Annotated in this window: 29 protein-coding genes; 12 read left to right on the top strand and 17 right to left on the bottom strand. The window is 63.0% G+C overall.

Going from position 1 to position 21243, the window contains the following annotated elements; all coding sequences use genetic code 11:
• Positions 1–18 precede the first annotated feature (18 nt).
• Positions 19–585 carry a DJ-1/PfpI family protein gene (locus J5J10_RS12220; protein ID WP_208548794.1) on the top strand — a complete coding sequence of 189 codons (567 nt, stop codon included), beginning with the start codon at positions 19–21 and terminating at the stop codon, positions 583–585.
• Positions 586–597: 12 nt separating this feature from the next.
• On the opposite strand, the gene J5J10_RS12215 is transcribed toward J5J10_RS12220, so the two are convergent.
• The 7 genes from J5J10_RS12215 to J5J10_RS12185 all read right to left on the bottom strand — a co-directional run bounded on the left by J5J10_RS12215 (position 598) and on the right by J5J10_RS12185 (position 4400).
• Positions 598–822, bottom strand: coding sequence for a hypothetical protein (locus J5J10_RS12215; RefSeq protein WP_208548793.1), 225 nt, complete (start codon positions 820–822; stop codon positions 598–600).
• Between the two features lie 77 nt (positions 823–899).
• The gene (locus J5J10_RS12210) at positions 900–1322 is read right to left on the bottom strand and encodes a VOC family protein (RefSeq protein WP_211930082.1); all 423 of its coding nucleotides are present in this window, start codon (positions 1320–1322) and stop codon (positions 900–902) included.
• A gap of 202 nt (positions 1323–1524) precedes the next feature.
• A complete protein-coding gene (locus tag J5J10_RS12205) occupies positions 1525–1863 on the bottom strand; it encodes a type II toxin-antitoxin system HicB family antitoxin (protein WP_211930081.1) in 339 nt (112 codons plus the stop codon).
• Positions 1860–2090, bottom strand: a complete 231-nt coding sequence (locus J5J10_RS12200; protein WP_249116725.1) for a type II toxin-antitoxin system HicA family toxin — start codon at positions 2088–2090, stop codon at positions 1860–1862. The genes J5J10_RS12205 and J5J10_RS12200 overlap by 4 nt, the downstream gene beginning before the upstream one ends.
• A 73-nt stretch (positions 2091–2163) precedes the next feature.
• The gene (locus tag J5J10_RS12195) at positions 2164–3081 is read right to left on the bottom strand and encodes a cytochrome c (protein ID WP_211930079.1); all 918 of its coding nucleotides are present in this window, start codon (positions 3079–3081) and stop codon (positions 2164–2166) included.
• An 85-nt stretch (positions 3082–3166) separates the two neighbouring features.
• On the bottom strand, positions 3167–3610 hold the full coding sequence (locus J5J10_RS12190; protein WP_208548790.1) for a cytochrome c: 444 nt from the start codon (positions 3608–3610) through the stop codon (positions 3167–3169).
• Positions 3611–3761: 151 nt separating this feature from the next.
• Positions 3762–4400 (bottom strand): LysE family translocator, encoded by a 639-nt coding sequence (locus J5J10_RS12185; RefSeq protein WP_211930078.1) that lies wholly within the window; start codon positions 4398–4400, stop codon positions 3762–3764.
• A gap of 120 nt (positions 4401–4520) precedes the next feature.
• Between J5J10_RS12185 and J5J10_RS12180 the strand changes: the two genes are divergently transcribed.
• Positions 4521–5210, top strand: coding sequence for a YafY family protein (locus tag J5J10_RS12180; RefSeq protein ID WP_211930077.1), 690 nt, complete (start codon positions 4521–4523; stop codon positions 5208–5210).
• Positions 5211–5234: 24 nt separating this feature from the next.
• Here J5J10_RS12180 and J5J10_RS12175 read toward each other — a convergent pair whose 3' ends face one another.
• Complete coding sequence (locus J5J10_RS12175; RefSeq protein WP_211930076.1) at positions 5235–6029, bottom strand: class I SAM-dependent methyltransferase; 795 nt, start codon at positions 6027–6029, stop codon at positions 5235–5237.
• 94 nt (positions 6030–6123) lie between these two features.
• Positions 6124–6969, bottom strand: a complete 846-nt coding sequence (locus J5J10_RS12170; RefSeq protein WP_211930075.1) for a metallophosphoesterase — start codon at positions 6967–6969, stop codon at positions 6124–6126.
• A gap of 139 nt (positions 6970–7108) precedes the next feature.
• On the opposite strand from J5J10_RS12170, the gene J5J10_RS12165 reads away from it, so the two are divergent.
• Positions 7109–7906 (top strand): type II CAAX endopeptidase family protein, encoded by a 798-nt coding sequence (locus J5J10_RS12165; RefSeq protein WP_211930074.1) that lies wholly within the window; start codon positions 7109–7111, stop codon positions 7904–7906.
• 78 nt (positions 7907–7984) lie between these two features.
• Positions 7985–9904: a glycosyl transferase gene (locus J5J10_RS12160; protein WP_211930073.1), complete on the top strand. Its 1920-nt coding sequence runs from the start codon at positions 7985–7987 to the stop codon at positions 9902–9904.
• A 63-nt stretch (positions 9905–9967) separates the two neighbouring features.
• Here the strand turns inward: J5J10_RS12160 and J5J10_RS12155 are convergent, their stop codons facing one another.
• Positions 9968–10360, bottom strand: a complete 393-nt coding sequence (locus tag J5J10_RS12155) for a GFA family protein (RefSeq protein WP_211930072.1) — start codon at positions 10358–10360, stop codon at positions 9968–9970.
• A gap of 148 nt (positions 10361–10508) precedes the next feature.
• On the opposite strand from J5J10_RS12155, the gene J5J10_RS12150 reads away from it, so the two are divergent.
• From J5J10_RS12150 to J5J10_RS12140, 3 genes are all read left to right on the top strand, one after another.
• A complete protein-coding gene (locus J5J10_RS12150) occupies positions 10509–10889 on the top strand; it encodes a metalloregulator ArsR/SmtB family transcription factor (RefSeq protein WP_211930071.1) in 381 nt (126 codons plus the stop codon).
• Entirely contained in the window at positions 10889–11425 is a 537-nt protein-coding gene (locus tag J5J10_RS12145) for an SRPBCC family protein (protein ID WP_211930070.1), read from the top strand. Before J5J10_RS12150 ends, J5J10_RS12145 begins: the two co-directional genes overlap by 1 nt.
• A 157-nt stretch (positions 11426–11582) precedes the next feature.
• Positions 11583–12380 (top strand): SDR family oxidoreductase, encoded by a 798-nt coding sequence (locus tag J5J10_RS12140; RefSeq protein WP_211930069.1) that lies wholly within the window; start codon positions 11583–11585, stop codon positions 12378–12380.
• 31 nt (positions 12381–12411) lie between these two features.
• Here the strand turns inward: J5J10_RS12140 and J5J10_RS12135 are convergent, their stop codons facing one another.
• Positions 12412–13314 (bottom strand): LysR family transcriptional regulator, encoded by a 903-nt coding sequence (locus J5J10_RS12135; protein WP_211930068.1) that lies wholly within the window; start codon positions 13312–13314, stop codon positions 12412–12414.
• A gap of 124 nt (positions 13315–13438) precedes the next feature.
• Between J5J10_RS12135 and J5J10_RS12130 the strand changes: the two genes are divergently transcribed.
• Together J5J10_RS12130 and J5J10_RS12125 are read left to right on the top strand one after the other, a co-directional pair.
• Entirely contained in the window at positions 13439–14371 is a 933-nt protein-coding gene (locus J5J10_RS12130) for a VOC family protein (RefSeq protein ID WP_211930067.1), read from the top strand.
• A gap of 247 nt (positions 14372–14618) precedes the next feature.
• Entirely contained in the window at positions 14619–15224 is a 606-nt protein-coding gene (locus J5J10_RS12125; RefSeq protein WP_211930066.1) for an alpha/beta hydrolase, read from the top strand.
• Between the two features lie 60 nt (positions 15225–15284).
• Here J5J10_RS12125 and J5J10_RS12120 read toward each other — a convergent pair whose 3' ends face one another.
• The gene (locus J5J10_RS12120; RefSeq protein ID WP_211930065.1) at positions 15285–15848 is read right to left on the bottom strand and encodes an NADPH-dependent FMN reductase; all 564 of its coding nucleotides are present in this window, start codon (positions 15846–15848) and stop codon (positions 15285–15287) included.
• 266 nt (positions 15849–16114) lie between these two features.
• Between J5J10_RS12120 and J5J10_RS12115 the strand changes: the two genes are divergently transcribed.
• Both J5J10_RS12115 and J5J10_RS12110 read left to right on the top strand, forming a co-directional pair.
• Entirely contained in the window at positions 16115–16669 is a 555-nt protein-coding gene (locus J5J10_RS12115) for an NADPH-dependent FMN reductase (RefSeq protein ID WP_211930064.1), read from the top strand.
• 172 nt (positions 16670–16841) lie between these two features.
• Positions 16842–18065: an MFS transporter gene (locus J5J10_RS12110; protein ID WP_211930063.1), complete on the top strand. Its 1224-nt coding sequence runs from the start codon at positions 16842–16844 to the stop codon at positions 18063–18065.
• Between the two features lie 247 nt (positions 18066–18312).
• On the opposite strand, the gene J5J10_RS12105 is transcribed toward J5J10_RS12110, so the two are convergent.
• A complete protein-coding gene (locus tag J5J10_RS12105) occupies positions 18313–18915 on the bottom strand; it encodes a superoxide dismutase (RefSeq protein ID WP_211930062.1) in 603 nt (200 codons plus the stop codon).
• 4 nt (positions 18916–18919) lie between these two features.
• Entirely contained in the window at positions 18920–19123 is a 204-nt protein-coding gene (locus J5J10_RS12100) for a hypothetical protein (protein ID WP_208548767.1), read from the bottom strand.
• Here J5J10_RS12100 and J5J10_RS12095 point away from each other — a divergent pair.
• The gene (locus tag J5J10_RS12095) at positions 19122–19439 is read left to right on the top strand and encodes a hypothetical protein (RefSeq protein ID WP_211930061.1); all 318 of its coding nucleotides are present in this window, start codon (positions 19122–19124) and stop codon (positions 19437–19439) included. The two genes, J5J10_RS12100 and J5J10_RS12095, sit on opposite strands and share 2 nt — an antisense overlap.
• A 23-nt stretch (positions 19440–19462) precedes the next feature.
• Here the strand turns inward: J5J10_RS12095 and J5J10_RS12090 are convergent, their stop codons facing one another.
• Genes J5J10_RS12090 through J5J10_RS12080 form a run of 3 tightly spaced genes read right to left on the bottom strand, consistent with a single transcriptional unit; the run spans position 19463 to position 21237 of the window.
• Positions 19463–19702: a type II toxin-antitoxin system prevent-host-death family antitoxin gene (locus J5J10_RS12090; RefSeq protein WP_211930060.1), complete on the bottom strand. Its 240-nt coding sequence runs from the start codon at positions 19700–19702 to the stop codon at positions 19463–19465.
• A gap of 30 nt (positions 19703–19732) precedes the next feature.
• Entirely contained in the window at positions 19733–20056 is a 324-nt protein-coding gene (locus tag J5J10_RS12085; RefSeq protein WP_211930059.1) for a YkgJ family cysteine cluster protein, read from the bottom strand.
• 5 nt (positions 20057–20061) lie between these two features.
• On the bottom strand, positions 20062–21237 hold the full coding sequence (locus tag J5J10_RS12080) for an MFS transporter (RefSeq protein ID WP_211930058.1): 1176 nt from the start codon (positions 21235–21237) through the stop codon (positions 20062–20064).
• Positions 21238–21243: the final 6 nt, after the last annotated feature.

Here is a 21243-nt window from a genome sequence, read left to right as displayed (position 1 = left end):
TCTTTTCGAGGACCGGACATGACCCGTATCGTCGTCGCATTGCAAAACGATTTCGCCGACTGGGAGCCCGCCCTGCTCATGGCCGCGGCCCGCTATTATCTTGGCTGCCAGGTGCTGACCGCCTCGCCGGACGGTAAACCGGTGATCTCCATGGGCGGGCTGAAGGTGACGCCGGACATTTGCTTTGCGGAGATTACGCCGGAGCGCTTCGATGCGCTCGTCATCCCCGGCGGCTATGCGTGGGAGAAGGGTGAGGCCTTCGACTTTACGGATATGGCGAAGGCGTTCCGAAGCGAGAACAAGGTGCTGGCCGGCATCTGTGCCGCAGCGAGCGCACTTGCAGCGGCGGGCGTACTTGACGACGTCGCGCATACCGGTAATTCGCTTGTATCACATCAGCGATATCAGGCCTATCGGGGCAGTGCGCTTTATCGGAACCAGCCGCAGGCCGTTCTCGACCGGGGCATCGTGACCGCTGCAGGGTCCGCGCCGGATACGTTTGCCATGGAGGTGCTGAAGGCACTCGATCTCTGGACGCCGGAGGCGGAAGCGGAGCTCTCCGGCTTCGCGGCGGAGCATCACTGAAGGCAGCGCCGCTCAGTGCCTCAGCGGCGGGTTTTCCGACCATTGCTGCAACGTGGCCTTGATCAGCACGAGAGCAGCGCGCTGGGCCTCGTCACGCTCGCGCGGATCAACAATGGCCTTGAGGCGTGTTTCGAAAGCGCGGATGGTTTCGTTGACCCAGACGTGCAACGCCGGATCCGGATGATTGTCCAGCAGGGATCGGAGCGCCGTCTCCATACGCCTGCGTTCAAGGCTCATCATAGTCTCCACCCCATTTTTCCTTGCCATCATGCTCCGGGCGACTTGCCCGAGGCTGGTCAGGCGCCGAAGGACAATCAGAGGCCGAAGGTGACGTGACCTTGCTGGTCGATGTGCCAAGCGGGGTTCCAGGCGATTTCCCAGGCGTGGTCGTCCGGGTCGACCACATAACCGCGCATGCCGCCATGCGGCGGCGCAGAGGCCGGCTGGATGATGCGTCCGCCAGCGGCGACAAGGCGCTCCATCAGCGGCGCGACGTCTTCCGCCAATGGGACATTGTGCGCCAGCGCGTAGCCGCCGGACCGGGAGAAGGCGGCGCGACCACTATCCTCCAGCATCATGTCCTCCCGGAAAAGTCCGAGAACCAGCCCGTTCATCTGGTAGAAATGGATGAACTCGTTCTCGAACACCGTTTTCCAGCCGAAGCCCTCGGCATAAAACCGGCGCGAGCGCTCCATATCGGTGGTGGCAAGCGTGATGACGGAAATCTGTTGCTGCATTTGGACATACCCTTAACGTCGACCGCCGCACCGCGCAGCGGTTTCACGTCAGGGGACGAGCCTAGAACACTCGTCGGTACCTTCCAGTTGGAAGGCGGGAGGACTAACCAGGCGCCGCCCTAACCGTTTCAGACACGTTTCAGAACTAAGCGACGAGGGTTCGCGGGTCAACCGGGCCGGCGTATGGAAACGTGACGGTCACTCATCCTACTCTCTCACTCGCCTTTGAAAGAACCTCTTCAGCCCACTGGTTGAGACTCTTCCCCGCCAGTTCTGCTGCCTTGGCGGCTCGCGCATGCACCTCCGGATCAACGCGAAACATCATCTTGCCCGAATAGGATTTGACAGGCTCGCGCCCGAGTTGCCGGCACGTTTCGACATAGTCGTCGACCGCTTCATGAAATGCTGATTTCAGGTCGTCGACGCTGCTGCCATGGAAACCCACGATATCCGCAATCCCGGCGATATGACCGACGAAAATCTCGTCCTCAGCATCAAACGCCACGCGCGCGGCAAATCCCTTGTAGGTCATCACGTTCATGGGCTTACTCCCAGTTCTTCCAAAAACTTCCGAGCGTCCCTGATTTGGTAGCGCTTGGCTTCCTTTTCCGGGTGAGGACGATGAAAAAAGGCAAGCTTCCCGTCCTTTTCGAAACGAACGCGCGAGCCATCACCCTCGATCAACCGACACCCGACGGAAAGGAGAAGACTCTCGACATCGTTCCACGCGATCGAGCCGGCGACCGGATCCCTGAAAATCGCTGCCAAAGTCTTCTTCTGCCGACTGTTCATGGCAGGGAAACATAGCAAATGCTTGCAAATTCTGCAAGCATGGGGCCCATCACTCCACGGCCGGTATCGCCTTCAGATAGGCGGCGATGGCCTCCCTGTCGGAGGACGGGAGTTCTGCCATGTTCTTCTGCACGGCGACCATGGAGCCTCCAACGCTATCATAGTCGGGGGTGAAACCGGTTTCGAGGTAGCTGGCGATATCGCTCTCGCTCCAGGAGCCGATGCTTTGCGATCCGGGGGTTATGTTGGGAATGGTTCCCTCGCCTTCCGGGTTTGGTCCGCCGGCGAGCCAGCGCCCGACCTGAAATCCGCCGATGGCGTTGCGCGGCGTGTGGCACTCGCCGCAGTGTCCAAGGCCTTCAACGAGGTACTGGCCACGCCGCACCTTTTCGTCGGCATTGGCGAGGTCGACATGGGGCTCGTCGGAAAAGTAGAGGAGCTTCCATCCGCCCAGCGCGAGACGGATGTTGAAGGGGAACGGCAATTCATGCGCGGGAGCGACTGCATCGCTTGCGGGCAGCGTCTTCAGGAAACCGAACAGGTCGTTGACGTCCTTCGGGCTCATGCGCGAATAGGAATTGTAGGGAAAAGACGGATAGAGATGTTCTCCCTCGCGACCAACGCCGCGGGTCATCGCATCGCCGAACTCCGCCAGCGTCCACGCGCCGATCCCGGCTTGCGGGTCCGGCGAAATGTTTGGCGCATGGAAGGTACCGAATGGACTTGTCAGCGGCGCCCCGCCGGACAGGTTGAGGCGTGCCTCACCTTCCGCACCCGCGGGGGCATGACATGACGCGCAGCCACCCGTGAAAAAGACGCGTCGGCCGTTTTCGAGGTCGGGTTCTCCGAGATTGGCCCAGTGTTCGGCCGGCTGACGCTCGGGCGCCGTTATTGTCACAAAAATTCCGCCGCCGACGACGCCAAGCGCCGCCACCGCCACGAGACCCCTGATCCATTTGACAGCCATGCCGTCCTCCAAACGCAAGACGCCGGGCACCAGGCCCGGCGATATCAGACCGGTGACCCCAAGAGATCACCGGCGGACAAGATTGTCACTTCTTGAGACGATAGGTTTCGTGGCAGGCACCGCAGGTGCTGCCGACAGCTTTCATGACAGCGCCGACACCGGCCTGGTCGGTCGGAAGCTGGGCAAGCTGCCCTTCGGCGGCGGTCACAAGAGCGGCAGCCTTGGCCTTGAAGTCTTCCATGTTGGCCCAGATCGCGGGTGCCGCTTCGCTGTCCATGCCTGTTTCCGAGCCGGCCGGGAACTGGTCCGGGAAGGTCTTGCCGACCTCGGCCATGGTTTCGAGCGAGGCCTTGATGACCTCGGCGTCGAAGGGCTTCTCGCCCTTGGCGATCGCCCCGATCGCGCCCATGGCGCCACCGACCTTCTTCATCATCTCCTGACGCACGACCTGCGGCTCATCGGCGGCGATTGCGGCGCCGATGCCAAGACAGAGGGCGGTGGCGGCGGCAAACACGAGTTTCAACTTCATCGAGGACTCCAGGGATAGGGCCGGCGCGCCGGCGGTTGGGAGACAGTGACTTTCGATGATTGCAACAAGGACGGGGCGGTTTGAAGTCACAATGCGGTGAAGTCTGCTGAACCAGAGATGGTATTGATATCAATCATTTTTTGTCGCTATGTCACACCGAGCCGCGCAGCCCCTCGAATGCGGTCAAAAGGGCGACGAGGATCAGCAGGAGCCCGACAACGCGACCTGTCCAGATCGTCGCGGCCGGATTTCCGACCAGCAGACCCCTTGCCCTGCCGGCCGCCAGGGCGACCGCGCCATAGACAATGGTTTGCGTCAGCGCGGTCATCGCGCCAAGGGCGAGGCCCTGCCGCCAGAGCGGACCGTATTCCGGGCGCACAAACTGCGGGTAGACTGCGATGACGAAGAGGTAGGCCTTGGGATTCATCAGGCAGGTCAGCACTGCGCGACGGAAGACGGTGGGGAGCGGAACGGCGGACGCCCCCTCTACGGTATCGACGGTGATGGAACTCCGGATCAGCGTGTAGCCGATCCAGCACATGTAGATCGCCCCGCCAAGAAGCAGCGGCAGGAAGAGTTTCGGCGCCAGCGCCACCAGAAGGCCGGTGCCGACGGTGCCGTAGAGCGAATGGACGCCGCCGCCGGCCACCATGCCCGACGTGGCGACGAGGCCGCTCTTTCGCCCACCCGTCAGGCCATTGGCGAGTACGTAGAGCATGTCCATGCCGGGCACAATGATGATGCCAGCGACGAGCAGCAGGAAAAGCCAGAGACTATCGGCATAGGTCATGTCAGTATATCCTCAGAAAGCGTGATCCGCCTGATCGTTTCCGGCGGAAAATCAAATCGTTGGAATACTGATTAGCGGAGACCAACTGACAGCATTGTGTCAGTTGCGATGGGAGTCCAGATGCGGAAGGCCTCTCGGCTGTTCGAGATCATCCAGATTCTCAAGTTGTCGCGCCGCGTCGTGACCGCATCGGAGATCGCGGAAAAACTGGAAGTGACGGTGCGGTCGATCTATCGCGACATCGCCGCGCTCCAGGCCATGCGCGTGCCGATCGAGGGCGAGCGCGGCCTCGGCTATATTCTCCGGCCGGGCTTCGACCTGCCGCCGCTGATGTTCGAGCATGAGGAGGCTGAGGCGATCCTCCTCGGGCTCGCCCTTCTCGACCGGACGGGCGATGCCGATCTCAAGCAGGCAGCCCTCAAAGTGCGGGGCAAGATCGCCTCCGCCGTGCCCGATCCGCTCCGGCACGACCTGTTTTCCGCGCCGCTCTACGCCTGGGGCCAGCCGGCGCCGACGCCGGAAGGCGCTGACATGGCGATGCTCCGGCGGGCGATCCGGGACGAGCAGGTGCTCGACATGCGCTATCGTAGCGAAGATGGACAGGAAACGGAGCGCGGTGTGCGGCCCATCGCGCTGATCTACTATTCCGGCTGGATGACGCTGGTCGGCTGGTGCGAACTGCGCGCCGCGATCCGCAACTTCCGGACAGACCGGATCATGACGCTGACGTCGACCGAACGCCGCTTCCGCGGCGACGGCGACAGGCTGCGGCGTCTTTGGGTCGACAGCTGGGACAAGCCGCCAGCGTGACCTGGCGCGCTGAAATCCTGACCCTCAGGCCTTCTTGACCGCGAAGACGTGGAAGCATTCGACGTGCTTCGGCGCCGGGTCGTCGATCGGCTGCCCCTCCATCGAGAAGAAACGAACCTCGCCATCGAAACCATGCGCGACAAGCTGGGCGCGCATCTGGCCCGGCGTCGTGGTGTGAACCATGATGCCGAAATTATGCGCCGGATGGAGCAGGATGGCCTTGTCGTCGCCGCGCTCCTCGAAGCGAAGATATTGGCGGCGGCGCAGCATGCCGACGCCGTGCATCAGCAGCCGGAAGCCGAGCTTGACGGGATTGGCGGTCCAGATGACGGTTGCCCGGGCGCGATGATTGTCATCGAAGCCGTGCCAATCGCGATTGAAGGTGGAGAACGCGAAACCGCCGCCCGATCGCAGGACGCGGGAGACCTCCGCCAGCACCTTCAAACGCCCCTCCGCATCGACGGAGTCGATGCCGTTGAACGAAAACACCGCGAGATCGAAATAATTGTCGGAAAACGCGGATAGATCCCGCGCATCCATGGTGTCGAAGCGTACGCCCGGATGGTTCTGGCGCGCCAGATCAATCATCTCGGGGGTATAGTCGATCCCGTAGTACTCGCCGGCATGCGAGCGCAGAAGCCCGGTGGTGCGGCCGCCGCCAACGCCGATATCGAGGAACCGTCCACCGCGGGCCTGCTGCAGCCCGAGCTCCATCACGGTCCGCTCGCCCTCGTTGAGGTAGAAGTTACCCGCCCGGTATTGCCGCCGCTCGATCGGACTGGTCCAGGTCCGGCGGTTGATTTCTTCCATCTTGTGCATGTGCGTTGCCCGTTAAACTTTCGTTAAACATAGGCGAGTGCTTGACAAGAGTCATTTAAGCCACAGGAAAATCGTGGAAATTCAGATATTAAGGTTAAAGCGTAAGCATACGGTCCAGCTCGCGGCCGAAACCCTGAACCTCAATCCGGTCGGCAAACAGCGAGACGATGGCGAAGGCATTCCGGTCTTCGGTGTCGACCATGCCCTTGAAGTTGACGAAGTGGGTGCCGTTCAGTTCGCCGTAATTGCCATGGTGGTAGTGGCCGCAGAGATAGGCGACAGCCGCCGGTGAATTGGCGATGATTTCGGCCACGCGAGGCGCATCCCAGAGGCTGTGATCGGTGAAAGGATGCAGTGGATAGTGACCGAGCACGACCGCCCGCTCACCTGCGGCCTCGGCCGCGCGCAAGCGGCCTTCCAGCCAGGCGATCTGGGTCTCCGACATGCCTGAATTCCAGACCATCGCGTTGGGTGCGCCGGTATCTGTCAACGCATGCAGCCGCCGCGCCGCGTCGATTCGGCGCGGATCCTGCAGCGGCGGCGCGAAGAGCGAGACCTCGTTGCCATCGATGACGATGAGGCGCACGCCCTTGATCTCGCGATCGTACCAGGGCGCGGGCATGGAAAGCTTTCCATGCACCGCGCCCAGGCGGTCCGCCGCGACCGCGAAATCATGATTGCCGGGGAGAAAGATGCAGTCGTGCCTCGATGCGGCATAGACGTCGAGCACCGGATCGAAATTCTCGAAGCCGTGATCGATCAGGTCGCCGAGCGTGACGATGAAATCCAGGTCCTCATGCTCGAAGAAGGACAGCGCGTCGCGGAGTTTGTCGAGGCTGTTGGCGTAGTACCTGTCATGCGCAAGGTTTGGCGCGACGGGCGCATACTGGGGATCGGCGATCACGCCGAAGCGGAGTTGCGGAACGGATTGCGCGGTCATGAATTGCATTCGGGCGGGCGAGACATGGCGGCGGAGATAACGGCCTCCTGTGACAGGTTCGTGACGGCGGCGGGCGCTTCCCTTCCCGGTTCCGTCGACTAATGTGCAGTGCAACGACGAGACTCGCAACGGACGCCCGATGAAGAAATACCGCAAATTCTGGATCGCACTCGCAATCCTGCCGCTCTGGATGGGCGTGACGCTCGTCGTGGGCTTTATCAGACCCAGACAGGCAGCCAACCAGGCGGTGCTGATCAGCGAGGGACTGGTGGATGGCATCATTGCCGCGTCGATCTTCCTGCTGATCGTGCTGGCTCTGCTGAAATGGGACAGGCTTGGGCTTCAGTGGCCGAAGCCGCCGCGATCCGTGCTGGTCACGTGGCTGCCTTCCCTCTACATCGTCGCAATCCTCGTGATTTCGACCACGCTTGGGCTTCCGCCCGTCGCAACGATGGCCATCGTGTTCATCAACTGCGCCTTCGTCGGCTTTTCCGAAGAGGTGATGTTTCGCGGCATTCTTTTCCGCGGGGCACTGTCGGCGATGCGGGTGCTGCCGGCGATCTTCTTCACCTCCGCGATTTTCGGGCTGATCCACACGCTCAACACGTTTGCCACCGGTCAACTGGACGTGGCAATCGCGCAAGCCGTCGCCGCCTTCATGAGCGGGCTGCTGTTCAACGTCATCAGGGTCAGGACGCAGTCGGTCTTCCCGATGATCGTGCTGCACACGCTCTGGAACTTCTCCCTCTTCATGCTCGTGCATGCGAGCGACGGCGTGAATGAAACGGTGACGATCACGCCGGCAACGCTGATCGCGCCGGCGCTGATGATCCTACCGCTGCTCGGATACGGCATCTACCTGATGCGCGGTATCGAGCGGGATTTCGGCTGGATGTCGGACGTCTCGAGCCGGGCCGTGCTCCAGCCGGCAGCCTGAAACAAGTTTCGGCCGTTAGCCTGCGACACGGAATCGGGGCTGCCGCTCCGGGATTTTGCATGCCGTGGAGACGCCATCATGAACGCCGAAACCATTTTCAGCGCCGCCTCGAAGCACTATCAAAAGCGCGATTACATGGGCGCGCTTGAGGCGCTGAACCAGTTGCTCGGCGTACAGCAGGACGGCAAGACGTTCGATCTGCTCGCAAAGACGCTTGTCGGGGTCGGCATGAAGGCGGAGGCTGCAACCGCCTACCAGAACGCCGCCAAAGTCGAGCCGGAACAGGCCGACGGCTTTCTGCGCAAGGCGATGAACCTCTTTCTCGAGGCCGGAGAGGACGACAAGGCGCTGCTGATCGCCAAAAATTTCATGGGCGTCGCCAAGGAGGATGCCGAGGTCGCCTTCGTGCTCGCATCCATCTTCGTGAAACGCGGGCAAAAGCAGATCGTGGCACCGTTGCGCGGCGCGCTGATCGACAGTGCCGATCCGCGCCATGTGCTGTTCTCGCTGCACTTCATGACCGGCGACATGGAGAACGCGGATGACGAGCGCACGGCGCGCGCCGTGCTGAAACATTTCCCGCACCGCAACGACTTGCGCTTCCACCTTCAGATGATCCTGCGCGATCGCTGCGACTTCGAGGGCATGCGCAAGAACTTCGCGCCGATCGAGGCTGAATTGAAGCGCGGCAACCTGAAGGTTCTCAACCAGGAACAGCCGCTTTCCAACGTGTTCTGGTGTGGCAACGAGAAGCAGAACAAGCACGCCACGGCGACGACGCCCGCTTTTACAGGGGAAGAGCGGGCGCGGCGCCGGCAGATGGCGCACACATGGCGGGACGACAAGCTCAGGATCGGCTATCTATCGGCCGATTTCTGGCCCGGCCACGCGACGATGAAGCTCCTGCAGGACGTGTTGAAGAGGCACGACCGGGAGCGGTTCGAGGTGACGCTGTTCTGCCATACGCCACCGCAGAAGATCGCCGAAAGCGGTTTCGACCGCAGCGTCTGGGGTGACATCGTCACCGTCACTCACCTCTCTGACGGTGAGGCAGCCGAGACGATCCGGGCCCGCAACATCGACATCCTTGTCGACCTCAAGGGCCACAACAAGGACAATCGCAGCCGCCTGCTAAACCTCGGGCTGGCGCCGGTGCAGGTGACCTGGCTCGGCTTTCCGGGCGCCGTCACCAATGTCGATATCGACTATGCGATCGGCGACCGGTTCGTGCTGCCGGAGAGTTCGGCGCCCCATTATCTCGAGAAATTCTGCCGGATGCCGGAGAGCTACCAGCCGAACGACCCCGTGAGCCGCCCGCCGCCGCGTCATGTGTCGCGGACGCTGGCGCAGCTGCCGGAGGGACCGTTCGTCTACTCCTCGTTCAACGGCGTGCGAAAGATCACCAGCCATATGGTGGATCTCTGGTCGCGCATCCTGAAGGGTGCGCCTGATAGCGTGTTCTGGCTGATGGCGCCCTACGAGAAGCAACGCGCCAATCTTGCGAAGGCCTTCGCCGAGCGCGGTGTCGATCCGGCCCGCATCATCTTCGCGCCGACCATCGTCTACGAGATGCACATTGCCCGCATGGCAACCGCCGACCTGATGCTCGACGCCTATCCCTGCAACGGCCACACGACCACTTCGGAAGCGCTGTGGAGCGGACTGCCGGTGCTGACCTACAAGGGCACGAACTTCGCCTCGCGCGTCAGCGAAAGCCTGCTGAACGCCGCCGGTCTGCCGGATCTGGTGGCTGACAACGACAAGGCCTATGTCGACCTTGCCATTGCGCTCGGCAACGACCGGGAGCGGATGGCGGGCATTCGGAAGCGACTGATCGACAACCGCTTCATCCAGCCACTGTTCGATTCCGAACGCTTCTGCCGCCACCTCGAAACCGCCTACGCAATGATGGCGGATCGGGCGAAAGCGGGTCTGGAGCCGGACCATTTCGACGTGCCGGCGCTGCCGCCACGGACGGAAGCCTTCGGGTCTCTGTAATTCACTTGCCGCAATTCCGAACGCAAAACCGGTTCCCACTTTTGCTGGCATTGCTCGGAACCGCTATTCCTCCGTTCGCCCTTCGCGTTCGCGGTCGCGCTCGTAGTGCTTCATGCCGGGAAACGGCGGCAGCCAGGATTCGCGGCGGATGGTCCAGAGCTCATAGGTCGGCTTGAACTGATCGACATCGTCGAACGAACCGAGATTGATGCCGATCTCGTCGCCGAAATGGGCGTAGACGGGAGAGCCGCAGGTGGGGCAGAAGAAGCGCCCTTTATAGTCGCACGCCTCGCCTTCGACCGTCACCGCATCCTCCGGAAAGATCGCCGATGCGTGGAAGAGCGCGCCGTGGTTCTTGCGGCAGTCGAGGCAGTGGCAGGTGCCGACCCTGTGAGGGCGACCCGTTGCCACGAAACGAAGATTGCCGCACAGGCAGCCGCCGGTGAAACGATCCATGCTTTCTCTCCTCCAGACTGGACAGGTACAAGGGCTACACCCTTTGAGGTCGCGGACGCAACGGGCATGACCGAGCCTTGGCAGCCAATGAAGACCGATATTCAACCGTACGGTTGACTATGGGTCCGATCCAGCTATATTCAACTACATGGTTGAATTAATCGCACCCGAACTCGACACCGTCTTTCACGCCCTCGGCGATGCCACGCGCCGCCGGATGCTGGGCCAGCTCGCGGATGGCGAGCGCACCGTCAGCGAACTGGCGGCGCCGCATGCCATGTCGCTTGCCGCCGCCTCCAAGCACATCAAGGTGCTGGAGGGTGCCGGGCTGATCCGCCGCGACGTTCGCGGGCGAACCCATGTCTGCCGGCTGGAGCCCGGGCCGCTGGCGCGCGCCCATGAATGGCTCGCCTGGTACAAGCGTTTCTGGACCGATCGTCTTGATGTCCTCGAGGATCTCTTGCGTGAGGAGGACGCGCGCAAGCCTGCCAAACCCAAGTCCGATAGACCCCAAGAAGGAGAGTTATGATGACTGACCTTGCGACGATGGACGCCTATGGCGCGCTGATCGAACCCGCCACACTCAAGCTCGAGCGCATGCTGCCCGGTCCGGTGGAGCGCATCTGGGCCTATCTCACCGACAGCGAGTTGCGGGCCAAGTGGCTCGCCTCCGGAACCATGACCATGGCGAAGGGCTCCGGCTTCGAATTCGTCTGGCGCAATGACGAGCTGACCGACGTACCGGGCGTCCGCCCCGACGGCTTCCCTGAGGAAATGCGGATGACGAGCACGATCGTCGAGGCCGATCCGCCGCACAGGCTGACCTTCACCTGGGGCGAGCGCGGCGAGGTCACGTTCGATCTCGAACCGATGGGCAAGGAGGTGCTGCTGACCGTGATCCACCGCCGCATTTCCGACCGCGCCAACATGCTGATGGTCGGCGCCGGCTGGCACATGCATCTCGATATCCTGGCCGCCGTGGCCTCTGGCAGGAAACCCACCCAAAACTTCTGGGCCGGCTGGACACGGCTGCGCGACGAGTACGACCGGCGGCTGCCGGCTTAAGCCAGACACACGACGACGGTGGCCGCCAGGTTCAAGGCGGCCGCCGGCGCAAGGCATTTCACCCCATATCCCCATCGGACGGCGTGGCGCGGACGAGATCGTTCCGCCCGATCGGTGCCGCACGCGTCGCTCCGACTTTCTTTCAAAGGACATCCCCATGATTCTCAAGGGAAAGACCGCCGTGATCCACGGCGGCAGCGGCGCCATCGGCTCCGCCATCGCCGGAACCTTCCTGCGCGAAGGAGCGAAAGTCTATCTTGTCGGCCGCAATCCGGATCGTCTTGCCAGCGCGGCAGAGCGTCTTCGCAATGGCGGCGGGGTAGTCGAAACCGCCGCCGTGGATGTGCTGGACGACACCGCGGTCGCCAGCCATGCCGCCTCCGTCGCCAAGGCGGAGGGCGGCATCGACATCGCCGTCAACGCCACGAGCTTCATGCATGACCAGGGGAGCCTGATTGATACGCTGAGCCTCGCGGACTTCATGGAGCCGATCGACCGATTCCTGCGCTCGCTGTTCAATACGGCGAAGGCGGTGACACCGCATATGGGCGGCGAACGCGGGGGCGTGATCCTGTCGCTGACGGCGCCGGCGGGACGCATGATGCTTGCCGGCCACATGGGGCACGTCGTCTCCTGCGCCGGCATCGAGAGCCTGACGCGCTGCCTTGCCGCCGATCTCGGGCCCCGCAACATCCGCGCCGTCTGCATCCGCCCGCACGGCATCAGCGACGCGCCAGAGGCAGGCTCCTATGCCGGACAGCTCTTCGACCGGAAGACGCGCGAGATGGGTATCACCCTCGACCAGTTCATGACCGGGATGGCCGACACCACGCTGCTGAACCGCCTGCCGACACTGACGGAGGTTGCCGAAACAGCCCTTTTCCTCGCTTCCCCCGCCGCCCGCAGCATGACCGGGACGACGGTGAACCTGACGGCGGGAGCGACGATGGATTGAGGGTATGGCACCTTGCTGCTTCGGAGACGCTTCACCCCACCGCCCAACTCTCCAGCACATACGCCTCGAAGAACTCCGAAAACGTCGCGACCTTCAGCGGCAGGTGTTCGTAGGGCGGGTAGTAGAGGGTGAGCCAGATTTCTGGGGCTTTCCAGTCGTCGAGTAGGGTGACGAGACGGCCAGCGGCGAGGTCATCCTCGACGATGAAGCGGGGCAGCAGGGTGATGCCTTCGCCGGCCAGGGCGAGCCGCATCAGGAAATCGCCGTTGTTGACCGAGAACCGTCCCTTGGCCTCGATGGTGCGGGTGGCGCCGGCGCGGGTGAGCGACCAGGTTTCCGTCTGGGTCCGGTCGTCGTAGCTCAGGCACTGGTGGTTCACCAGGTCTTCCGGCCGCTCGGGCTTTCCGTGGATCGTGACATAACCCGGCGAGGCGGCCAGCACACGCGGCACGAGGCAGATCTTGCGCCAGATCGTCGACTTGTCGGTTGGCGGGCCGGAAATGCGGATCGCGAGATCGTAGTCTTCCTCGACGATATCGACGAAACGGTCGGAGAGATCGACGGCCACCGTGGTGCCCGGATGGACAAGAGCGAACTGGCTGAGGATCGGCGGCAGGACCTTGAGGCCGAGCGACATGGGGGCGGAAATCCGGAGCGACCCGGTCGTGACCTTCTGCAGGTCGCGCGTCTCCTCCGTCGCCTTCGCAAGCCCCTCTGCGAGCGGCGCGACGCGGGCGGCATAGACCGCGCCGGCGGAGGTGAGCGACACCTGCCTCGTGGTGCGCAGGAGCAGTTGGAGCCCCAGACGTTCTTCGAGCGCCGCCACCGTGCGGGTGACGGACGCAGGCGTGGTGCCGAGCAGACGGGCGGCGGCGCTGAAGCTCTTCTGCTCGGCCACCGTCAGGAAGGTGCGGATCGATTCCAGCTCGCCCATCGGAGACCTTTACGAAAATCGCAATAGTGTTTGACGAATTATACCTATTCTATAGACATAATCCATGGGCCATATTCCAGCCAACGCAACGAACACACCGCACCGGTTGGAAAGGAAAAGCGCCATGCTTACCCAGATCAAAGGGCTTCACCACGTCACCTCGATGGCTGCGGATGCCCAGGAAAACAACGATTTCTTCACGAAGACACTCGGCCTGCGCCGGGTCAAGAAGACCGTCAACTTCGACGCTCCCGATGTCTACCACCTCTACTATGGCGACGAGGTCGGCAATGCCGGCACGATCATGACCTATTTCCCCTTCGCCAACATGGGCAAGGGCAAGCGCGGCGCCGGCGAAGTGGCCGAAACGGTCTTCTCGATCCCGCGCGGCACCCTGCCCTACTGGCAGGAACGCCTCTCCAAGCTCGGCGTCGGCAATCTCGAAACTTATGATCTCTTCGGCGAGAAGCGTCTGCGCTTCGCCGGCCCTGATGGTGACGGCTTCGCGCTGGCAGAAGTGGACGGCGACGAGCGCGCCCCTTTCGACGGCGGCCCGGTTCCGGTCGCGGACGGCATTCACGGCTTTCGCGGCGTGACCATGCGGCTGCGCGACGAGGGCGCTTCGGCCGAACTCCTGAAGTTCATGGGCTATGAAGCCATCGACAAGCAGGGCGAGATGGTCCGCTACGTCAAGCCCGGCGGCAACGGTGCCGACTATGTGGACCTCGAAGTGCTGCCCGGTGCCGCACCTGCGATGCAGGGTGCCGGTTCCGTGCACCACGTGGCTTTCGCCGTCGAGGACCGCGCCGCACAGCTCGAAGTGCGCAAGGCGCTGATGGACACAGGCTACAACGTCACGCCCGTCATCGACCGCGACTACTTCTGGGCGATCTACTTCCGCACACCAGGCGGCGTGCTGTTCGAGATCGCCACCAACGAGCCTGGCTTTGCCCGCGACGAGGATACCGCCAATCTCGGTTCGGCGCTGAAGCTGCCGACCCGTTACCAGCAGTACCGCTCGCAGATCGAGGCGCACCTGCCCGCCATTAAGGACTGACCGGCCGCCGGCTATCGCTTCGGGGGTAGCCCCTCATCCGGCTGCCGCCACCTTCTCCCCGTTTTGACGGGGAGAAGGGTTATGCCGCACCGACACCGTTCCTCCCGCTCTCCGTGGAGAGAGGAGCGAACCGCCGCCACAGGTCCCTTCTCCCCGCCTGCGGGGAGAAGGTGCCGGCAGGCGGATGAGGGGCAAGCCTGAATGCGACAGCCCGACCATTCCATTCTCACCGAAGGAGACCAGACTCATGTCTCTCGACAGCTACAAGCATCTCTACAAGGCCCCGGAAGCCGGCGCGCCGCTCGTCTTCACCTTCCACGGCACCGGCGGCGACGAACATCAGTTTCCCGGCCTCGTGCAGCAGATCCTGCCGGGCGCCGGCATCGTCTCGCCGCGCGGCGACGTTTCGGAATACGGCGCCAGCCGGTTCTTCAAACGCACCGGCGAAGGCGTCTACGACATGGCGGACCTCGCCGCCCGGACGCAGACGATGGCCGCCTTCATCCGCGCCCAGAGGGATCGCCATCCGGGCGTTCCAGTCTATGCGCTCGGCTATTCGAACGGGGCGAACATCCTCGCCTCGGTGATGTTCGAGGCCCCTGACTTGATCGACCGGGCGGTGCTGATGCACCCGCTGATCCCCTGGACGCCGGCCGACCAGGCTGGCTTCAAGGATCGGCCGATCCTCGTGACCGCGGGAGAGCGCGATCCGATCTGCCCTCTTCCGGGCACCCGGGCGCTCGTTGCCTATCTCGAAAAACAGGGGGCGGCGGTCGAAACCGTGCTGCATCCGGGCGGGCACGAGGTTCCGGCATCCGAAATCGAGGCGATCGCCCGCTTCCTCAAGGGCTGAGGTCGTCTGAGAACAACCCGGCGCGGCGCGCGCGCGCCGGGCTTTCAGCTCCTGAAGCGCTCAGGCGGCACGCATCTGCTTGAGCGGACCGGCCCACTTGACCAGTTCGTCAAGCATCACGGTAGCGCCCTGGATCATCGGCTCGTTGGCGGTGAAGACGCCATTCTCGTCGATGAACTGCGGGAAGAATGGCACCGGTACCGCCTGCGGGATGGGATGGGCATTCACCGATGTCATCAGCAGCCGCAATTCCTGCGCGGCGCGCAGGCCGCCGGAGACATAGGCGTAGGAGACGACGCCAACAGGCTTGTACGCCCACTCACGGACGAGGGTCTGGACGGCGTTGATCAGCGAGGCCGGCGGGAAGAAGTCGTATTCCGGCGTGACGAAGACAAAAGCGTCGGCGGCGTTGACGCTCTCGCTCCAGCGCCTGGTATGGTCGTGCTCGTATTTCTGCAGGACGGGATGGTTCGGTTCATCGAGCAGAGGGAGGTTGAAATCGGCGATATCAACGAGTTCGACCTCGAACTTGCCCTGCTCGCGGGCGAATTTCTCGAACCAGGCGGCGACGGTGGGGCCGACACGGCCCGGACGGGTGCTGCCAACGATAACGTTCAGCTTCATGGATACAATCCTTGTGTATGTATGTGAGGCTCCGCTTGGGAGCGTGGCGCGCCGACGGGAGGATGGGACGCACAGCACACAAAGACGCACACTATATGTTGTCTGATAAAACAATATCAAAGTTGGTGACGCAGTGTTCAAGTTCCTGACAGGCCGGATCGACGGCAATGCGTGACCGCCCCTTGGACTTCCGCTGATATGTATGGATAGATCGGCATCGCCCGCCATGACGCAGCGCGCGGCCACGAGATGAGGAGACAGACGCAATGGTAACGATCGTCGGAATTTCGGGAAGCCTGCGCAAGGGCTCTCTCAACACGGCGCTCCTGAAGACGGCAGCCGGGCTGATGCCGGATGGATCGACACTTGAGATCGGTACAATCCGCGGCATCCCGCTCTATGACGGCGACCTGGAAGCCGAACACGGCATTCCGGATGCCGTGACAACGCTGAAGGAGAAAATCGCCTCCGCCGACGGACTGCTGCTGGTCACGCCCGAATACAACAATTCGATCCCCGGCGTGTTCAAGAACGCAATCGACTGGCTGTCTCGCCCGTCAAGCGACATCAGCCGCGTCTTCGGTGGCCGGCCGACAGCGATCATGGGCGCCTCGCCCGGCGGCTTCGGCACCGTGCTCTCCCAGACCGCCTGGCTGCCGGTGATGCACACGCTCGGCACCGACCTCTGGCACGGCAAACGCATGCTGGTATCGCGCGCCGGCAGCGTCTTCGACGCCGAGGGCACGATGGTGGACGAGAAGGTGAAGGAGCAGTTGCGCGGCTTTATGGAGGGATTCGTGGCGTTTGTCGGGCGACGGTGAACGGAGCGCTTCGCGTCAGAAACTGTCAGTAGTCAGCGGCGGCGTCCCCACGACAACATATCCGCGATTTACAATCCTCGTCCCCTCCGTCAATCTGATTGCGTATTGCAATCTGTTTGACGACGGGACCCGGCAGCTGTAACGTTGCCGTGGCCGTCTGGAGGATATTTCCATGGAGAGGAATTACGGTTGGGTCGTGGTGGCGGCGGGAGCGCTGATCACGTGTGTGGCCATGGGCGCGATGTTTTCGTTGCCGGTCTATCTCCAGCCCATCGCCGACGATACCGGCTGGACGCGCGCCGGCATATCGGCGGCGATGACGGTCGGGTTCCTCACCATGGGCGTCGCGGGCTTCGGCTGGGGAACTCTCAGCGACCGCATCGGCGCGATGCCGGTGGTGCTGATCGCCGCTTTCATGCTTGGCACCGGGCTTCTCATCGCCAGCCGTGCAACCGATCTCCTGACCTTCCAGATCGCCTATGGCGGTCTCGTCGGCGCTTCGGGCGGCGCCTTTTTCGCGCCGATCATGGCGGCGACCGTCGGCTGGTTCGACAAGCACCGCAGCCTGGCAGTCTCGCTGGTGTCGATCGGTACCGGTATCGCTCCGATGGTGATCACGCCTTTTGCCAGCGTACTGATCGAAACCTATGGCTGGCGCAGCGCCATGACGATGATCGCAATCGCCGCGCTCGTGATCATCGCGCCGGCGAGCTTCCTTATCCGCCGACCGCCGGCCGTTATGGAGCCTGCGTTGACGCCTGCCGGCAGCGATGCCCCTGCCCGTCCCGCATCCGCATTCTCGGCGCTCGCCACGCCGCAGTTCGTGGTGCTCGCCGGCACCTTTTTCCTCTGCTGCGCAGCCCATTCCGGCCCGATCTTCCACACTGTCAGCTATGCGATGATCTGCGGCGCCACGCCGATCGCGGCGGCGACGATCTACAGCGTGGAGGGCGTGGCCGGGCTGTTCGGCCGGCTGTTCTTCGGGCTTGCGGCCGACCGTCTCGGCGTCAGGCGCGTGCTGGTCGCCGGCCTGGTTTTACAGGCAGTCGGTATCTATACCTATGTGCACGTGTCTGAACTGAGCGAGTTCTACATGCTGGCGCTTGTGCTGGGCATGGCCTATGGCGGCGTCATGCCGCTCTATGCCGTGATCGCGCGCGATTATTTCGGCCCGCATGTGATGGGCACGGTCATGGGTGCGGCGATGATGACCTCGTGCATCGGCATGGCCTTCGGCCCGATCGGCGGCGGTTATCTCTACGACACGTTCGCCACCTATGACTGGCTCTACCTCGCATCCGCCGCCGTCGGACTGGGCGCGGCCGCCATGGCGCTCGCCTTCCCGGCACCACGCAGGAAAGAGGATGCGGAACCGACGCTGGCGGGTGCCACCTGAGCGCTGAACCCATCGCCCGCGCGTTCCGCAGTTCTGGACACGGTCACCGGCTTCTGTCAGAAGGCGCCCGGGACGCGACTGCCGTTAGCTTAAGAACGGGGTCGGGCCGCTGATTGACGTCAGGCGGCTGCCGCGAGATCACGCTGGCCGTTCCAATTTTCAATCTTCCGCATGGCGCCGTTCGCGCAAAGAAAAACCCGGCACCTTTCGGCACCGGGTTCCTCAAAAATCACCAATCCGCCAAAGCTTACTTCGTGGCGGCCTCGTACATTTCCAGCACGTAATCCCAGTTGATCAGGCTGTCGACGAAGGCCTCAAGGTACTTCGGACGGGCGTTGCGGTAGTCGATGTAGTAGGAGTGTTCCCAGACATCGACGCCGAGGATCGGGGACGCGCCGTGGACGAGCGGGTTTTCGCCGTTCGGGGTCTTGGAAATGGCGAGCTTGCCGTCCTTGACCGTCAGCCATGCCCAGCCGGAGCCGAACTGCGTGGTGCCGGCAGCAACGAAATCAGCCTTGAACTTGTCATAGCCACCGAGATCGCTGTCGATCGCGGCCTGAAGCTTGCCCGGCAGCTTGGTGCCGCCGCCATCCTTCTTCATCCACTTCCAGAAGTGGATGTGGTTGTAGTGCTGGCCGGCATTGTTGAAGAGGCCGGCATTGGTGCCGTAGGACTTCTTGACGATTTCCTCGAGCGACAGGTCCGCCATGCCGGCTTCGGCGGCGAGCTTGTTGCCGTTGTCCACGTAGGCCTTGTGGTGCTTGTCGTGGTGGAACTCCAGCGTCTCGGCCGACATGTAGGGGGCAAGCGCGTCGTAAGCGTAGGGAAGTTCAGGCAATTCGAAGGCCATGGCGTCAATCTCCTTTTGGCAACGGAATGCGGTCAATGGTGACCGGGAACATAGGAGGGGAACTCAGGAGAGGCAACCTCGCAAACATCAAAATTGTTCCCATTCCTGCAAAGTTTAGGCTGGAAAAACCGCGCGATGCGGAACAGAGTTGCGGCGCGTCCGGCAAATGCCGGAAAGCACCCAAAACAGCTTTTACGGAGCCAGCCATGCGCCGCCTTTCCGGTCTCACGATCGCCGTCCTCCTCGCTGCCTCTCCAGCGTTTGCCTCCTCCGATGAAGCTTGGGATGAGTTCGCCAAGGAGGTCGAGGCGAAGTGCCTCAATACGGCGGCCCCGAACCTCGAAAACGCGAAGGTCGCCGTCGATCCGTTCGGCAGCGAGCGCTTCGGGCTCGCGATCCTGACGGGCAAAGCCAAGGGCGCGGATGCAACCGTCAGCTATATCTGCGTGATGGACAAGCAGGCCGGCACGGTGGAACTCGGTAGCGAGCTGACGGCGGATGTGGTGGGTGTGACGGTGCCGTGAAACGACAACGGCAAGCGCCGGACCTACTTCGTCTCTCCAAACAGTTCAGCGATCTCGCTTTCACCAAAGCGATCGAAATCATCTGGGAATTTCAGCTGTCCTTGGAGAAATCCGAGCCTCGTGGTCGGCGCTACCTCAACAGCAGCGATCACCTTGGCGAGAGGTTTGCCGGCTTTGGTTATAACAAACGACCGGCCATCGGCCGCCTCTTGGACAAGAGCGTCCAAGTTTACTGCCGCGTCGCGAATATCAATCTCCCGCATGGCACGCCTCCGACCCCCAACTCATTCAGCCTAACTCGCAATCGGCTGTATCGCCAGTCCGATTGCCTCTCGCGCCATGAGGCATTCCGGGTCGCCGGGCATGCAGTCGCGGCAGACGATGGGGCGGACGGTATAGATTGTGCAGCCGACGCATTTGCCGAGTTCGCCGTTGAGCGCGACGCAGCGGCCGTTTTCGAACTTCATGCCGGACAGATCGGTAGCGACCATGGCCTCCGGGATCGCGTCCAGCTGTTCGTCGGTTTCCAGCGAGAAACGCGGCCAGTCTTCGGAGTAGGCGCAGCACGCGCCGCAAGCCTGGCAGTCGTAAATGTCGGGCGATGGGCTTTGCGGCATGGCGGTCAGCCCCGCCTCTTGTCGCCGCGCAGCAGATTGTGGGCGAAGATGGCGGTGAAGCCGATCATGAAGAGGCCGGTGAAGACGGGGCCGGCATCGACCGACATAAGGTCCATCATCGCACCGGTCGCGCCTGAGCCGGCCGCGCTGCCGATCGCGTAGGAGAGCGCGAAGACGGCGCTGCCGGAGACCAGCAGGCCGCCCCGGAACCGCTCGCCAAGCAGTGTCAGAGCTGCGGTATACAGCGAGAAGCTGGCTGCGCCGAGCACCGAAATCGTGACGAGCAGCGCGACTTGCGATGTCATGAACGGCAAAACGAGAAAGGCGCCCGCTGTCAGCAGCGAGCCGACGACGGCGATGACCGGTCGCGAGACGCGGTCGAGCAGCCAGCCGACGAAGGGCTGGGCAAGCGCGGTCGGCAGCGCCACCATGGTAACGACATAGGCCGCGAAGTTCTGGGAATAACCGCGCTCGACGAAATAGAGCGGGATCATGGATATCGCGGCGATATCCGAGAAGCCGAAGGCGAGCACCATCAGAGTCAAAACGGGGGCGAGCTTGACGAAGGTGACGATGCCCCCGGCTTCCGACGCCTCCGGCTTGGTGCGCGCGTAGCGGCCGAGCATGACGGAGGCGAAGGCGACGAGGGCGACATAGGCTGCGGTGAGCGCGAAAGCGAAGCCATCCTCGATGCCGATCAACGGAATGGCGAGCGGCCCGGCGGCGAAACCGGCACACATGCCGGCGCTATAGGCACCGGACACGCGGCCGCGCAGGCGGTCGGGACAGGCGGTGTTCAGCCATGCCTCGCTGACGGTGTAAATGATCGAGGTGCAGAAGCCGAGCAGGAAGCGGGCGACGAACCAAACGGCGAGGCTGTCGAAGAGCGAGAAGGTCGCAAGCGCCATCGAGACGCCGCAGAGCGCGGCAACGATCAGGCGGTCGCCGCGTATCGTCTGCGTCAGCCGGCCGATCAGGAGCGTCGAGGAGGCAAGACCGAAGGCGAAGACGGAGGCGTTGAGGCCAGCCATGGTCGACGACACCCCCCGGCTTTCGAGCAGCAGCGAAATCAGCGGATAGGTCAGCCCCTGCCCCACGGCAAAGGCCGTGACGCCAAGGATGACCACGGCGATCGCCGCCCAGTCGGGCGCGAAATCCTCGGCGAGTGCGGAGGCCTGCATATTGAA

Source organism: Ciceribacter sp. L1K23, from assembly GCF_018122705.1.
Classification (GTDB): domain Bacteria; phylum Pseudomonadota; class Alphaproteobacteria; order Rhizobiales; family Rhizobiaceae; genus Allorhizobium.
Note: the sequence above shows the minus strand (reverse complement) of the source record. Positions and strands in the feature narration are given on the sequence as shown.

Excerpts from the sequence above, each read along its gene's own strand:
- J5J10_RS12220 (WP_208548794.1), top strand. The coding sequence starts at position 19 with ATGACCCGTATCGTCGTCGCATTGCAAAACGATTTCGCCGACTGGGAG.
- J5J10_RS12215 (WP_208548793.1), bottom strand. The coding sequence starts at position 822 with ATGAGCCTTGAACGCAGGCGTATGGAGACGGCGCTCCGATCCCTGCTG.
- J5J10_RS12210 (WP_211930082.1), bottom strand. The coding sequence starts at position 1,322 with ATGCAGCAACAGATTTCCGTCATCACGCTTGCCACCACCGATATGGAG.
- J5J10_RS12205 (WP_211930081.1), bottom strand. The coding sequence starts at position 1,863 with ATGAACGTGATGACCTACAAGGGATTTGCCGCGCGCGTGGCGTTTGAT.
- J5J10_RS12195 (WP_211930079.1), bottom strand. The coding sequence starts at position 3,081 with ATGGCTGTCAAATGGATCAGGGGTCTCGTGGCGGTGGCGGCGCTTGGC.
- J5J10_RS12190 (WP_208548790.1), bottom strand. The coding sequence starts at position 3,610 with ATGAAGTTGAAACTCGTGTTTGCCGCCGCCACCGCCCTCTGTCTTGGC.
- J5J10_RS12185 (WP_211930078.1), bottom strand. The coding sequence starts at position 4,400 with ATGACCTATGCCGATAGTCTCTGGCTTTTCCTGCTGCTCGTCGCTGGC.
- J5J10_RS12180 (WP_211930077.1), top strand. The coding sequence starts at position 4,521 with ATGCGGAAGGCCTCTCGGCTGTTCGAGATCATCCAGATTCTCAAGTTG.
- J5J10_RS12175 (WP_211930076.1), bottom strand. The coding sequence starts at position 6,029 with ATGCACAAGATGGAAGAAATCAACCGCCGGACCTGGACCAGTCCGATC.
- J5J10_RS12170 (WP_211930075.1), bottom strand. The coding sequence starts at position 6,969 with ATGACCGCGCAATCCGTTCCGCAACTCCGCTTCGGCGTGATCGCCGAT.
- J5J10_RS12165 (WP_211930074.1), top strand. The coding sequence starts at position 7,109 with ATGAAGAAATACCGCAAATTCTGGATCGCACTCGCAATCCTGCCGCTC.
- J5J10_RS12160 (WP_211930073.1), top strand. The coding sequence starts at position 7,985 with ATGAACGCCGAAACCATTTTCAGCGCCGCCTCGAAGCACTATCAAAAG.
- J5J10_RS12155 (WP_211930072.1), bottom strand. The coding sequence starts at position 10,360 with ATGGATCGTTTCACCGGCGGCTGCCTGTGCGGCAATCTTCGTTTCGTG.
- J5J10_RS12150 (WP_211930071.1), top strand. The coding sequence starts at position 10,509 with ATGGTTGAATTAATCGCACCCGAACTCGACACCGTCTTTCACGCCCTC.
- J5J10_RS12145 (WP_211930070.1), top strand. The coding sequence starts at position 10,889 with ATGACTGACCTTGCGACGATGGACGCCTATGGCGCGCTGATCGAACCC.
- J5J10_RS12140 (WP_211930069.1), top strand. The coding sequence starts at position 11,583 with ATGATTCTCAAGGGAAAGACCGCCGTGATCCACGGCGGCAGCGGCGCC.
- J5J10_RS12135 (WP_211930068.1), bottom strand. The coding sequence starts at position 13,314 with ATGGGCGAGCTGGAATCGATCCGCACCTTCCTGACGGTGGCCGAGCAG.
- J5J10_RS12130 (WP_211930067.1), top strand. The coding sequence starts at position 13,439 with ATGCTTACCCAGATCAAAGGGCTTCACCACGTCACCTCGATGGCTGCG.
- J5J10_RS12125 (WP_211930066.1), top strand. The coding sequence starts at position 14,619 with ATGTCTCTCGACAGCTACAAGCATCTCTACAAGGCCCCGGAAGCCGGC.
- J5J10_RS12120 (WP_211930065.1), bottom strand. The coding sequence starts at position 15,848 with ATGAAGCTGAACGTTATCGTTGGCAGCACCCGTCCGGGCCGTGTCGGC.
- J5J10_RS12115 (WP_211930064.1), top strand. The coding sequence starts at position 16,115 with ATGGTAACGATCGTCGGAATTTCGGGAAGCCTGCGCAAGGGCTCTCTC.
- J5J10_RS12110 (WP_211930063.1), top strand. The coding sequence starts at position 16,842 with ATGGAGAGGAATTACGGTTGGGTCGTGGTGGCGGCGGGAGCGCTGATC.
- J5J10_RS12105 (WP_211930062.1), bottom strand. The coding sequence starts at position 18,915 with ATGGCCTTCGAATTGCCTGAACTTCCCTACGCTTACGACGCGCTTGCC.
- J5J10_RS12095 (WP_211930061.1), top strand. The coding sequence starts at position 19,122 with ATGCGCCGCCTTTCCGGTCTCACGATCGCCGTCCTCCTCGCTGCCTCT.
- J5J10_RS12100 (WP_208548767.1), bottom strand. The coding sequence starts at position 19,123 with ATGGCTGGCTCCGTAAAAGCTGTTTTGGGTGCTTTCCGGCATTTGCCG.
- J5J10_RS12090 (WP_211930060.1), bottom strand. The coding sequence starts at position 19,702 with ATGCGGGAGATTGATATTCGCGACGCGGCAGTAAACTTGGACGCTCTT.
- J5J10_RS12085 (WP_211930059.1), bottom strand. The coding sequence starts at position 20,056 with ATGCCGCAAAGCCCATCGCCCGACATTTACGACTGCCAGGCTTGCGGC.
- J5J10_RS12080 (WP_211930058.1), bottom strand. The coding sequence starts at position 21,237 with ATGCAGGCCTCCGCACTCGCCGAGGATTTCGCGCCCGACTGGGCGGCG.